The 12,950-nt window shown below is 30.2% G+C and carries 12 protein-coding genes; all 12 read right to left on the reverse strand.

From position 1 onward, the window contains the following. Positions 1 to 41: 41 nt before the first annotated feature. A complete protein-coding gene (locus ACP15M_RS10035) occupies positions 42 to 854 on the reverse strand; it encodes a transglutaminase domain-containing protein (protein WP_425077077.1) in 813 nt (270 codons plus the stop codon). Between the two features lie 144 nt (positions 855 to 998). Next, complete coding sequence (locus tag ACP15M_RS10040; protein WP_425077078.1) at positions 999 to 2,141, reverse strand: glycosyltransferase; 1,143 nt, start codon at positions 2,139 to 2,141, stop codon at positions 999 to 1,001. Positions 2,142 to 2,171: 30 nt separating this feature from the next. Next, positions 2,172 to 3,143 carry a hypothetical protein gene (locus ACP15M_RS10045; protein ID WP_425077079.1) on the reverse strand — a complete coding sequence of 324 codons (972 nt, stop codon included), beginning with the start codon at positions 3,141 to 3,143 and terminating at the stop codon, positions 2,172 to 2,174. Continuing rightward, positions 3,143 to 4,588 carry an MBOAT family O-acyltransferase gene (locus tag ACP15M_RS10050; protein WP_425077080.1) on the reverse strand — a complete coding sequence of 482 codons (1,446 nt, stop codon included), beginning with the start codon at positions 4,586 to 4,588 and terminating at the stop codon, positions 3,143 to 3,145. The genes ACP15M_RS10045 and ACP15M_RS10050 overlap by 1 nt, the downstream gene beginning before the upstream one ends. 28 nt (positions 4,589 to 4,616) lie before the next feature. Beyond that, complete coding sequence (locus tag ACP15M_RS10055) at positions 4,617 to 5,714, reverse strand: glycosyltransferase family 4 protein (RefSeq protein ID WP_425077081.1); 1,098 nt, start codon at positions 5,712 to 5,714, stop codon at positions 4,617 to 4,619. After that, the gene (locus ACP15M_RS10060) at positions 5,711 to 7,039 is read right to left on the reverse strand and encodes a glycosyltransferase family 2 protein (RefSeq protein WP_425077082.1); all 1,329 of its coding nucleotides are present in this window, start codon (positions 7,037 to 7,039) and stop codon (positions 5,711 to 5,713) included. The genes ACP15M_RS10055 and ACP15M_RS10060 overlap by 4 nt, the downstream gene beginning before the upstream one ends. Before the next feature lie 69 nt (positions 7,040 to 7,108). After that, positions 7,109 to 7,942 carry an FkbM family methyltransferase gene (locus ACP15M_RS10065; protein ID WP_425077083.1) on the reverse strand — a complete coding sequence of 278 codons (834 nt, stop codon included), beginning with the start codon at positions 7,940 to 7,942 and terminating at the stop codon, positions 7,109 to 7,111. Positions 7,943 to 7,968: 26 nt separating this feature from the next. Beyond that, complete coding sequence (locus tag ACP15M_RS10070; protein ID WP_425077084.1) at positions 7,969 to 8,706, reverse strand: class I SAM-dependent methyltransferase; 738 nt, start codon at positions 8,704 to 8,706, stop codon at positions 7,969 to 7,971. A 99-nt stretch (positions 8,707 to 8,805) separates the two neighbouring features. Further along, complete coding sequence (locus ACP15M_RS10075) at positions 8,806 to 10,005, reverse strand: glycosyltransferase family 4 protein (protein ID WP_425077085.1); 1,200 nt, start codon at positions 10,003 to 10,005, stop codon at positions 8,806 to 8,808. 8 nt (positions 10,006 to 10,013) lie between these two features. Next, positions 10,014 to 11,180 carry a glycosyltransferase family 4 protein gene (locus ACP15M_RS10080; protein WP_425077086.1) on the reverse strand — a complete coding sequence of 389 codons (1,167 nt, stop codon included), beginning with the start codon at positions 11,178 to 11,180 and terminating at the stop codon, positions 10,014 to 10,016. A 32-nt stretch (positions 11,181 to 11,212) separates the two neighbouring features. Continuing rightward, on the reverse strand, positions 11,213 to 12,001 hold the full coding sequence (locus ACP15M_RS10085) for an FkbM family methyltransferase (protein ID WP_425077087.1): 789 nt from the start codon (positions 11,999 to 12,001) through the stop codon (positions 11,213 to 11,215). A gap of 24 nt (positions 12,002 to 12,025) precedes the next feature. Next, a complete protein-coding gene (locus ACP15M_RS10090) occupies positions 12,026 to 12,919 on the reverse strand; it encodes an FkbM family methyltransferase (protein ID WP_425077088.1) in 894 nt (297 codons plus the stop codon). Between the last annotated feature and the right edge of the window lie 31 nt (positions 12,920 to 12,950).

The following is a 12,950-nucleotide window of genomic DNA, read 5'->3' on the forward strand; positions in this document are numbered from 1 at the left end:
TTAATTAACTTGCTTAAAATAAAAAATTAAACCTCGAGAAATTACTGGCTTTTTTTTAGAAATATTTTTTTATAGTCTCCTAAAGGAAAGCGATAATAATAACTCTTTCCAAAAATGAATAATATAAAATGTGTAACAAATATAGGTATATAAGGCCTAGTATATTTTAAAAAGGCATCATACGTTTTATTAGAATAATTACACACCAAAAAAGGAATAGTATCTGGATTTAAATAGTTTCTTTTAATATTATTTTCATCTAATACTTTTAGAGTATTAAAAGACTTAAACTTGATTTCTTTATTTTCATTAATTAATTGATATAATTCTAAAACAGATAATGGCATATCATTATGATAAAACATTACGCTAGAAGATGTATCTACAAGAATCCACTTATTTAAATCTTTTATAAAGACTTCGTTAAATGAATGTCCTCCATAACTTTCATCAAATGGCGCTCTAGTGTTTCCCCATTCTCGAACCTTAATATCATTTATTACACCAAAATTATTAAAAATTTGAGCCATATCGCTGCAAACTCCTCCTTTCCCCTCTAACATTATCTTTAGTGCATTCTCAGAAGGCTCACTCAAACCTGGACCTCCTTTAATATTATTATTTAACCAAATATTTAATGTTTTAACAAGTTCTAAATCAGATTCTGGTTTATGGGCTGAAAAAATGATGTTATTAACTTCTTTAAAATAATCTGGAATATGATTTTTAGGGTTCAAATCATTATAACAAATTTTATCAATATCTTCAATGCTAGAATTTTTAGACAGCAATTTAAAACGAGCTATGTATAAAAATGGATGTCTTTTAAATACCCAAAGTAACTTTTTAATCATTGATCAATATTAAATTTAAAGAAGTTGATAAATGTAAAATTTTTTTTTTGTTAGACCTAATTAATTATAACTTAACAGTATTGAAATCAATGTTTTAAAATAATGATACTATTTATAGTATAAATCAGACTCCTATTTATAAAATCATAAACAGCTATCTATTAAATCATTAACCACTCTAGTATTGTAATACTCATAAGTGAATTTTTGAATAGCGTTTCTTTTGGCATTAATCATTTTTACATATTGCTCTGCTGATAAACTTAGTAGTGTTTCTATCTGTCTCTGCAAATTTTCCATAGTTATTGGATAAAATAAAAACCCGTTAACTTCATTTTTTATGTAATTATCTATCGACGATATATTAGAAACTATTGGCAAACAACCATAATTCATCGCTTCTGCAATTACTTTTGGAAATCCTTCAGAAGCAGATGGTAACAATATTGCATGCGATTGTTTGTATATGTTATGAACATCAACACGTGATAAAAAACCATGAAACACAAAGTTTAAATCACTCTCATGTGCTCTTTCTTTATACAAATTAATAGCCTTACCATTACCAACAATATGTATTTTATTAACGCCTTGTTTTAATCTTTCCTCTAAACCCTTAAAAGCATCAATCAATAAACCTACTCCTTTTTCGTCTTCTAATCGACCAACAAAACAAAAATCAAATCCTTTATGATTTATAACTTTGTTTTTAATCATCTCTTCTCCATCTACAATTTCTTGATTAGTCAAACAAGGATTTTCGAAAGTTAAGCATTGGTGTGGTTGGTCTTCCCACTGACCATTAATAGTCACTTTACGTTTTTGATGTTTTAACAACCAACGCTGAAAGCTGTATGCAATGGGTGCATTTTCTTGTTTCCAATTGCCTGCATATTTAAACCAGCCTTTTTTTGAGCTAAAGTACATTAGATACGGAATAACAAAAACTCCTATTCCTGTTGGTGCTCTAAACTGAAAATAATCTGCTTCATTAATAGCTTTTCTAATTACTTTTAAAACTGAATAAGCCTTGAAAATGATTGTTAGTTTGTCGGTAATCTTTGGTCCACCCAATGCAGGTAATGCAACAAATTTGATTTTTTTTGATGTGTAAGGTAATGAACTTGGTGGAGGAGCCAAATCATGCAACATCGCTACATGAGTAATCTCATCAAACACATCAATTAAATGATTAATTTCTGTGACTGTTGCACCTAAACCAACAATTTGACCTTCGAGAGTTTTGTAATGCTCTGTATGTGAAATTATGGTTAGTTTTTTCTGCATTTAAAATGATATTAACTCGCTTTCTGCTTTCTAATTATGAATTCTCTTGATTAATACATCTTCCTTTTTAATAAGATTAGCTACTTTTCTTGAAAAAATCTCAGCACCTTGTTTATTTAAATGCCTCGCATTATAAAAGTACTTTTTATCGTAACATAGCTCATCTTCACTAAAATCGAAAAATAAGAAATCATATGCTTCAGCAAGCGATTTATAATAATCTAGTATACCTTCTTTGTTTTTAATAAACTCTTGTCCTTCAATATATACTGGAGAATATACAAAGAGTACTTCAATATTTTTGTCTTTACACTCTTTTAAGTACGCATTAAATTTTTGCTCTAAATCGCTATCAAATTCAATTTCATACTTTTTCATTTTTTTTTTGGCTTTTTTAAAATCTGAATTCCATGTTCTATCCTGTCCTTCATAGCCTTTAATTCTTTCTGGTTCATTACTTTGAGTTCCTAAACTCATATTCAATGCCATTGTGATTGCATCTGTTTTAGATTGATATCGAATGAGTGGTAATTTATAATCAAAATAAGAATAATTAGGATACTCTGAAGTCGCCTCAAAAAAGTCATTATTCCATAACATGTAAGGCAATATCTGTTTTGAATTGAAAAAATTTCCTTTTTGCAAAGTTGTGACATCAATGGAGTGAATTATCAATTTTGGCTGCTTATTATGCTTTAAAGCAAGCTTGTGCCTTAGATGTTGCATATTAAACGTATTACCATCTATACCAAGATTATAGACTGAAAGATTTAATGAATCTTCAATTATTTTAGGATCAAAATGAACCCAAGCACGAGAGCTTCCGTAGATGAGTACATCTGCTTCTAATTTGCCATCTAAAACCGCATTCCAAGTAGTATATTCTTTAAATGCAAACCCATTAGATTTTTTCAGATTAGTAGAAATAAAAACATCAATAAAATAAGCAGTTATAATAATAGGAAGCGCAAAAACGAATATTTTTAATAAAAATTTCTTCATTAAAATTGAAAATAGATAAACTCCTGTTTAGATCCTGCAAAAACAAAAATCAATATAACTATTAAATAATAAAAGCACCAACTCTTCCACTTGCTTTTTGTAAACATCTGTTCAATCGCATATTTATTTTCTCTTCCAAACCATTCAACACATAAAAAGAAAACAATTAATATTATAGTAGGTATGGCAAGGGTTCCATCTTTAAAATAAGGCGCATTAAAAAGTGAGCTTGAAAATATTGTTGAGATATAGCTAAATGCGTGATGTATGTTTTCTGCTCTAAAAAATATCCAAGCAAAAACGGTTAAACCAAATGTTATTAGCATTAAACCAAACTCTTTTAGACTTGGTAAATATCTACCTTCGGCAATTGTATTTAAATGGTTTCGGTTGTTTTTAGTAAGTAGTATTGGTAAAAAATATAAGGCATTTAAAACTCCCCAAACTATAAAGGTCCAATTCGCTCCATGCCAAAAGCCACTAACAGTAAAAATGACAAATACATTTCTAATTGTAGTTTTTAATTGACCTCTACTACCTCCTAAAGGAATATAAAGATAATCTCTAAACCATGTTGATAATGACATATGCCATCGTCTCCAAAATTCTGACATATCTCTTGAAAAATATGGAAACGCAAAATTTTGTTTCAAATCAAACCCAAACAATCGCGATACTCCTATTGCAATATCAGAATATCCTGAAAAATCGCCATAAATTTGAAAGGTAAAGAACACAGCACCTAACACTAGAGTGCTTCCGTTTAAATCGTCAGAATTATTAAATATGTAGTTAGCATATTTAGCACAATTATCTGCAATGACTACTTTTTTAAACATTCCCCAAAGTATCTGTCGCAAACCATCTACAGCTTTATTGTATTCAAATGTTCGGCTTTTATAAAATTGAGGCAATAAATTAGTCGCTCTCTCAATTGGTCCAGCAACTAACTGCGGAAAAAAGCTTACAAAAGCAGAAAAGGCTATAAAATCTCTAGTCGGATTTAGTTTTCTTTTATAAACATCAATGGTATAACTGAGTGTTTGAAACGTATAAAAACTAATTCCAACAGGTAAAATGATGTTTAATGAGTTGACATTAATAGTTGTTCCGAAGAAAGAAAAAGCAGATACAAAATTATCTAGAAAGAAATTATAGTATTTAAAAAATCCTAGAAAGCCAATATTTACAAGAATGCTCGTCCAAAGCAATGCGCGACGTTTCAGTACAACTTCTTGGTTGGCTAAGGCTCTTCCAACACAATAATCAACAGCAGTACTAAATAAAATTAAAGATAAAAATCGCCAATCCCACCATCCGTAGAAAACGTAACTAGAAACCACAAGTAATACATTTTGTAACTTTAAATTTCTATTAGTCACAAACCAATACAGTACAAAAACGATTGGTAGAAAAATAGCAAAGTCTATGGAGTTAAAAAACATTGGTTGTAATTACTTAGTGTTTAAATTTCTATAATAATTCTTCGTATCGTTTTATAATATATTTCCAATCATGAGCATTAGCCCAAGTTTTGGCTTCATTATTAAATTTAGACTTGTTTTCAATAATTTGCTGAACAGCTTCAGCAAACTCATTGGCATTATTTGCATCAATTAAAATTCCAGAATGATTTGAATTTATAGCATCTTCAATACCACAACCTTTGGCTCCAATTGCAGGAATTCCCATTGCATTTGCTTCTAAAATAGCAATTCCGAAGCCTTCAACATCACCTGTATTAGTTTCTGAACTTAACATTACAAAAATATCTGTAGCTTCTAAAGACTGCTTTAATTTAGAATCATCTACACTGCCATGAAATGTAATATAAGACTCAACCTTTAAAGATTTAGCAGTGGTCATAAACGCTTCAGCTTCGGTTGGAATACCAATACAATGGTAATGTATTTCTGGAAATTTCTTAATTAATTCTGGAAGATGTTTAATCACATTTAGTTGCCCTTTTCTGGAGCTTACACGACCAACCGTTGTTAAAACAGGCTGACCTTTTAGAGTAATTTCACTCTTAGAATTCTCCCATTCTGAAGTTGTAATTCCGTTAGGAATCACAACAATAGCTTTATTTAAATGACTTACTAGACTTTTGGTGTAATTAGATACTGCAACAATAACATTAAATCGTTTTAATGAAGCGTTTATAGAACCACGTAACAAAGTCGATTTAAAATTAACTTCAGTTCCATGAGCAACAGCTATGATTTTTCTTTTAAAAAAAAGCCTAGAAAAAGCGACATTCCATAGCGAAAACTTTCCTGTTGCAATACAATGTGTTGTGCTTTTCATGTATTTAAACGTCTTCACAATTCTCTTAATATACATGAGAAATCGAAACTTATGCAACGTAATACGTTCTACATAAAAAGGTAAAGTAGCATCAAAATCTAATTCTTCAGAACCCGTTTGCGAACGTTGGTCTGCGATTATTCTAATTTTGTATCCAATATTACTTAAATGCAATGCCAAATTATAGGCATGATTCCCTATTCCTCCAGGTTGTGGCGGAAATTCTGATGTGACAATTAAAATATTTGGCTTTGATGCTTTCATACCAATGACTCGATTAAAGCGCCTTCTTTTAATTTTTTACTGGACAGATACCAAGATTTCGATACTTGAAATATCACGATTGGTAAAATCAAAATAGTCACAACTAACCCAATTAATAATAAGGGTTTATTTTTTTTAAACTGATAAGGAAATATTGATATTGGTATCGTTCTAAGCAATGCCAATCTTGCAGATGCATTACCGAAATATGTTCTGAAATAATATAATACGCTTGGTATTGGTCTTGCTGCAAAAAAGTTGGAAGGTCTAAAAGCATCCCAACTTCCCATTTCTCTTAAACCTCCAGTTCCAGCTTTAACATCTACACAGGATGCTAACGGATTAGAAACACTTTTCAGTTCTTCAAGATACAATCGCATTCCAAATTCTCCGTCTCCCATTCGTTGCTTTTCAAACTGACGGTCAAACAATCCAACGGTTTTAAAAACACTTTTATACAGCATTGCATTACCAGTAGCAAACTGCGATGCAACTGCAAAAAACGAACGAGCTTCAGGAATTTGACCTCCTTTAGGATAAAACACACCAGCAGACACTTGAGCATTAAAGTAATCTAAACATTTTAAATGTGATGAAATCCAATCTTGTTTGATTCTTACATCATCTTCAGATAAAGCAATAAATTCACCTTTAGCGTTTTTTATAGCATTATTTCTAGCCAACCACAAGGCCTTTTCTTGTTGTTGAATAATATTAAGATGTAATTTAAAATCTTTATAAAACGCTTCATTAAACGCATCTGATTGGTCCACAACAATAACCTCAAAATTTTTATAATCCTGTTGTTCTAAATCTAACAATACATCTTTTAAATATGTATATCTATTTAGCGTTGGAATCACAACACTTACTTTTGGATTACGTTCTATTAAACTTGATTGGAAGCTCTTATAATCAACATCATACAAATTAACATTATTAATTTGCACTCTAGATACATTTCTAGTTTTATACCAAGAATTAATTTCTTTGAATGGATTTTTAAATGATAGTAATCGTAATATTAAAACATAAAACACCCAAGCTTTGTTAAAGTATTTTCTAATAAAATGATAGTTATCCTGTATATCTACTTCAGTAAAACTAGTATAAGTAGCTACATTTCCAATGTATCCTTTTTGAACAGCTTGCCATGATAAATCGTATGCTCTTGCTTGTTTTGAGATAAACCCTTCATCCATTGTAAGTTTTGAAATAACTTCTTCTGGCAAATTTTCAGCAATAGGAAATATAGATTTTCCTGTATTGGTATAGCATTGAAAATAATGCGTTGGCTGAAGGTATTTTAAAAACTTAAAGAGCATCTTATTCTCTAATATTAATCTAAAAGAAATGTTTTTTATTTAAGACCATTTTGATTTATAAAACTAATTTTAGATTGATTCTGGCAGTTTATGATTTTGAGTGATTCCTTTTAGATATTCTGGATAAGCTTTTTCTTTTGGAAGTAATAACAAATGACATTTTCCTCTATTCTTAATGGTTTCGGCTGTTATTAACTCTTCACCTGTTTTAAGATACCAAGCTTTATAATTCATCTCTTTACACCAATCTAACATGAGTTGTCCTGCGGCTTCCATTCCTAAGTTTTCGACATTGTGCATTTCTATAAAAAAGCTACACTGTGTTTCTTTTGCAAGTGTTTTAGCTTTTTGCATTACGAGTGTTTCTGCTCCTTCTACATCAATTTTAACTAAATCTGGTTTTATATTATAAAATGAATAAATATAATCTAGCGTTACTGTTCTTACTTCTAAAAAGGAATTCATTGAAGCTGCAGTTTCTGCATGAGATTCGTACATGCTTCCAGCTGCTCCAGCTCCTACTGTATAAAACTTAACAGTGTCGTCTAAAGTATTACCTACAAAAGCTGTAAGGTATTGAGCTCTACTTCCTAAGTTATTTCTTATAATGTTTGCTGCTGCTTTTTCTAATGCTTCAGGATTAGGATCTACAAGCACAATTTGTCGCTTTGGGTTTTGAATTAATGACAGTAATGCTGTATAACCAATATTAGCTCCAATATCAAAAATAACCTCATGGTGCTTAGATAAATAAAACCACCACGCATCGTCTTGATCTACATGTTTTCTTATGGTTCCAGAAACCGTTTTAAGTGGCACACCACACAAGCTAGTTTCTATATGTTTTGAAGCATCAAGATTTAACGTATAATATATTTTTTTTAATAGCTTTTTTATAATCATAACTGTAATGTATGCTAATGCGAATTCTACTTATAAGCTATTCCAATTAAATGTGCTGTATTCACTTTTGAATTTGCACTATTTTTAGATTGAAATCTATTGATGATATTAGAAAAAACTGACTTAATTAAGCCAATCGGATTTTTTAAACTATAACTTTTTAAACCTTGTACTCTATACTTTCCAGTCTTTACAGCATAATGTACATCTACTGAGTCAAAATACTTTTCGAGTAGCGTTTGTAATTCTTGTCTAGTATAATGCCTAACGTGATCAGGATTTTTATCTGGACCTTCATTTTTTATAAAATCTCCATTAGGTGTTGTAAAATAAGCCCAACCGCCTTTGTCTATTGCTTTTGAAATATTTTTCACAAAGATATCATCTTTCTCAACATGCTCTATTACTTCAATACAAACCACAGCATCATAAGAAGCATCTTCCAGTGTAGATTCAGTCATATCTTGAACTACAAGGTCTTTGATGTTACTTCGTTTTTTTTGAATGGTTTTTAATATGTTTTTGGTAAACCCTAAATTTAGCTCTTCACGAGTACCACTTTCTTGAGGTACATCTAACAATGTTATGTTGGCTGGTATGTTTATAGTGTAAGGTGATTTTCTGCCTCCTACATCTAATACAGACATTTTTGATTTGTTGCTTTTACTAGACTTTATAAGTCGTTTAATGTCATTACGCACAGTAACTAAATGTGTAGGCATGATAGAGAACGTTGCCCAGCGCATAAATTCGTAGTTTGTCATAAATGTTATGATCTTATTTGTAACTACAATATTATAGATAATGAATTAAATAACCATCTAGTTTTATAAAAAGCTGCCTCAAATTTTTAGTGCACAAAATCAATCTTTATAAAAACGAACAAAAGATGCATTTTGTTTTTGAAGATTAAACTCTTCTCTCACGCGATTAATAGCTGTTTCTTTAATGTTTTGTTTTTTACTTGAACTAAGATTAATGACTTCAACAATTTTATCTGCTAATAGTTTCGGATTTCGTTTTGGAATAACCCATCCTGTTTTTTCATTCAAAACATTTTCACTCAATCCTTCAGCATTAGACACAATACACATTAAACCCATAGCTTGAGCTTCTAAAACTGCATTACAGAAGCCTTCTTGCTCACTATACTGAATGTAAATATCAGATTGCTCTAAATGCTTTCTTACGGTTTCTTGTGGCAGCTTTCCTGCTAGAGTTACGTTGTCTTGAAGACCTAATTGGTAAATTGCAAAAGTTAAACGCTCAAACTGACCACCATCACCAATAACTGTATAATGAAAATTAATTCCTTTTTGTTTTAATTGATGAATGGCTTGTAGTGTATATTCAATTCCTTTTTTCCAGTGTAATCTTGCAACAGTTACAATGTTTACAACTTCATTACTTTTACGAATGGTTTGAGGTTTAAAAAAATCGATATTTATTGCTGGAGGAATGACTTCAATTTTATTAGCAGATACGTTAAAATTTATTACGTCTTGCTTCATTTCTTGAGACAGCACGTGATATTTCACCTCTTTTAAAAAGAGCCTATCATAACAGTTTTTATGTTTTAAAGGAGATAGATACAAATCGAAACCTCTAAAACTTACTGCCATTTTAGCATTTATTGCTTCAGCTACATTTTCTCTGTTATTGGTTAACATTCCGAAGCCAAAGTGCAACCAATCTAATTGTTTTGTTAGTAGAAACTCATTAACTATTACATTTCTTATCCTTTTTTTGAAAGATAAACCATCTTTTTTATCTAACTGATATAATTTAAAACTACGCTTAGGATGCAACAACAAACTCTTTAAAATTGATGTACAGCTATTAAAAATAGAGCGCAATGGATTATTGCTATTAAAATTTGAAGATTTAACAATGGTACACGGAAAATTGAGGTCACCTTCTTCTACATAATCAACAAACAACATCACATTAAAACCATTGTTTTGTAACCCTTTTATTTTATTTCTAAAAAAGGTTTCAGAATATCTTGGCACTGTAGTAAGTACAAGTCCGATGGTTATTTTATGTTGATGTGTTTTATGCATGTATTACATTATACATTTTTATATAGCTCAAACATTTTTGCTAGCATTTGCGCTTCATTATGTTGTTCTTTTACAGTTTTTAACGCATTTTGAGTAATTTTTAACTGCTCATTTTTTGGCATTGTATTGATCTCTATCAATTTTTCGGCTAATTTTTCAGAATTACGAATAGGAACTACAAATCCGTTATACGAATCTTGTATCACTTCAGTCATTCCGCCACAATCTGTTGTAAGTACAAGTGTTTGTAATGACATTGCTTCTAATGCAACATTAGCAATGCCTTCTGTTAAGCTTGGCAACACTAATACATTTGAAGATTGCATCATTTTTTGCACTGTATCAAACGGCTTTTGCTTAGATAAAACCACTTCAGCCTCTAGTCCTAAATCTTTAATTTGGTAGGCTAATTGTATATTTCCTTGCGCACCAATTATGGTGTATTTAAATTTTACACCATTATCTTTTAATAGTTTGCAAGCATCTAAAGCATAAGTATAACCTTTAATAGAATGTGGTCTACCAACCGATAAAATATTAAATACCGAATCGTCCTTTTTTATCGCATTGGTTAAAGGCTCTAAATGTAAGCCACTATAAATAACTTTAATTTTCTCTTGTTTTGCAGCATACTTTTCAGCCTCTAAAGCAATCGCTTTAGACACTGCATGAAACATATCTACTTTAGGAAAATAGGTCTTATAAGCTGCTCTAACACTAGAATCTACAATAGGCGAAAAATTAATCTGCGTTCCTCTTAAACTCAATACTAACTTTATACCAAATTCCTTTACCCAAATCCAATCTTTTAATCCTTTTGCCCATTGCAAATGAAAAACATCTGGCTTGTGCCATAACACAGGATAGAATTTTATTTTATCAAGCAATGTGTTTCTATCTTGAGACTTTAAAATGGCATCTAACTTTTTTTTATCCTTTAGTCTAAAAAGATATAGCAAAACACTGTATCTGATTAAATGAATAATTTTATACCATTTTTTATTTTTAAAACCAGCAATGGTAACATTAGCGTGATAATCGCTCTTGTTTTTTACAATTCCAAAAAGATAAATTTCACAGGCATGTTTAGAAGCTAAGCCATTAATTAAGCGCTCTATAAAAGTAGATGAAGGAATAACTCCAGAATAAATTGCTATTTTTAATTTATCACGCATTATCTATTTTTGAGTATCTCTTTGTAGTAAAATTATAAAACCGCTTTGGATTTAAGATGTTCTACAGGTTTTATATTAAAATTCTCTGCTCTTAAACACAAATAATCTCCTCCAAGCACATGAATGATATAATTGTTACGTTTTAAGTAATGTATTGAAGCTTCTTTTTCAGATTCTGAAAGATGTTTGTGTTCAAATAAAATTACTTTAGGTTGATAGATATTAAAATCTAATTGAGAAAGCACTTGCCAATCATAACCTTCGGTATCAATATGCATGATATCAATTGTTTTAACATCATGTTTTTCGAAAAGATTTTCTAAGGTCAATCCTTTTATTTTAGACTCAACAATATAAGGCTCTAAAATACCATTAAGGTGTTTGGTAATGTTTTCTTTTTTAAAGGAACCCAGTTGATCATACCAAGATGGTAAATCGTTAATATGATCTTTTACACTTTCAGATACTGAATAAAATGTTTGAAAAGAGCCATTATTAATTGCTGCATTTTCAAAAATAAATCGAGAATCGTTATTGTAATTCTTTTTTAGTTTTTCAACCAATAAAGGTACAGGTTCAACAAATAAAGCAGTCCATTTTTTATGTTTGGTAATCAATTTGTATAACGGATCACCTGTAACACCATCGTTAGAACCAACTTGAACGACGTTTGTAGGTTCTTCGTTAAAAAGAAGATCAAGCCATAACGAAGCACTATCATAATGAAAGTCTGGTTTAGGATTTAACTTATGATAAACAGACGTTATAAAATCACCTATAAATGGTAAGCTTTTAATGGATTGCTTTATACTATTTTTCATTTTACAAATAAAATGTTTGATGCTTTAAAAGTAAGAGTCCCAAACTTTAATTTTTGGACTTTCAGTTATTCTTTTTACAACAAAATCGTAATCTCTAATAAAAATTGTATTAAACTGGTCTTGATTGTACGATTGTAATTTAACTAATTGTCTTCTTTCTGGTTCATACTTATATGGTTGAAAATCATAACTCAGCAGTATATCTAAAATTTCTTGGTTTTCTACTCCATAAAATTGATTGCTAAAGTTTATTTCTATAATTATAGCTTTTAAATTTTTATTTTTTAGCGTTGAAGCGCTTCCGTTGAGTACAAATTTTTCAAATCCTTCGACATCAATTTTCATAAGATTAAATGATTCTGAAGCTTCCAAAGCATCAATTGTTGTCACTTCAACTTTAACAGCGTTTTTGTAAGTATCATCTACCACTCTATTCATGGTACTATTGTCTGTAGAGAAAAATAAATGACTGGCTTTGTCGGCAACTCCAATGTTAAGTGTTTGAATTTTATCATTCAATTTATTCAATGCGATTTGCTTATTAAGCCTTTTAAAAGTATTTGGAACAGGTTCAATTGCAACTGTATTAGATTTAGATACTCCTGAAGCTAATAACGCATAATGGCCTATATTTGCGCCTACATCTAAAAATGTATCTTCTGCTCTTAAAAAGTGAATTAAAAACATCGATTCATCAAATTCATACAAGCCAAAGTAAATATTACCTACAATTCCACCATCTCCTTTTGTGGCTAAAAACTTTAAATTGCCAACCCATTTATACTTAATGTTTTTAAGAAACTTATTTTTTACATTAAAAATCACATATCTTAAAAGTGCTTTATTAGGATGATTCTTTGTGACAGGATGATTTTTAAACATCTTATTTCGCTGTTTAATCTTCCTATAAACTTTCATTTTTTTAATACGCTTCAACAACATATATCCC

The sequence above is a fragment of the Psychroserpens sp. S379A genome (assembly GCF_049800755.1).
Taxonomy (GTDB): domain Bacteria; phylum Bacteroidota; class Bacteroidia; order Flavobacteriales; family Flavobacteriaceae; genus Psychroserpens.

What these genes read in the sequence shown, in the direction of transcription:
- ACP15M_RS10085 (WP_425077087.1), bottom strand. Translation starts at nt 12,001, where the DNA reads ATGAAAAATAGTATAAAGCAATCCATTAAAAGCTTACCATTTATAGGT.
- ACP15M_RS10080 (WP_425077086.1), bottom strand. Translation starts at nt 11,180, where the DNA reads ATGCGTGATAAATTAAAAATAGCAATTTATTCTGGAGTTATTCCTTCA.
- ACP15M_RS10045 (WP_425077079.1), bottom strand. Translation starts at nt 3,143, where the DNA reads ATGAAGAAATTTTTATTAAAAATATTCGTTTTTGCGCTTCCTATTATT.
- ACP15M_RS10065 (WP_425077083.1), bottom strand. Translation starts at nt 7,942, where the DNA reads ATGATTATAAAAAAGCTATTAAAAAAAATATATTATACGTTAAATCTT.
- ACP15M_RS10055 (WP_425077081.1), bottom strand. Translation starts at nt 5,714, where the DNA reads ATGAAAGCATCAAAGCCAAATATTTTAATTGTCACATCAGAATTTCCG.
- ACP15M_RS10040 (WP_425077078.1), bottom strand. Translation starts at nt 2,141, where the DNA reads ATGCAGAAAAAACTAACCATAATTTCACATACAGAGCATTACAAAACT.
- ACP15M_RS10075 (WP_425077085.1), bottom strand. Translation starts at nt 10,005, where the DNA reads ATGCATAAAACACATCAACATAAAATAACCATCGGACTTGTACTTACT.
- ACP15M_RS10035 (WP_425077077.1), bottom strand. Translation starts at nt 854, where the DNA reads ATGATTAAAAAGTTACTTTGGGTATTTAAAAGACATCCATTTTTATAC.
- ACP15M_RS10060 (WP_425077082.1), bottom strand. Translation starts at nt 7,039, where the DNA reads ATGCTCTTTAAGTTTTTAAAATACCTTCAGCCAACGCATTATTTTCAA.
- ACP15M_RS10050 (WP_425077080.1), bottom strand. Translation starts at nt 4,588, where the DNA reads ATGTTTTTTAACTCCATAGACTTTGCTATTTTTCTACCAATCGTTTTT.
- ACP15M_RS10070 (WP_425077084.1), bottom strand. Translation starts at nt 8,706, where the DNA reads ATGACAAACTACGAATTTATGCGCTGGGCAACGTTCTCTATCATGCCT.
- ACP15M_RS10090 (WP_425077088.1), bottom strand. Translation starts at nt 12,919, where the DNA reads ATGAAAGTTTATAGGAAGATTAAACAGCGAAATAAGATGTTTAAAAAT.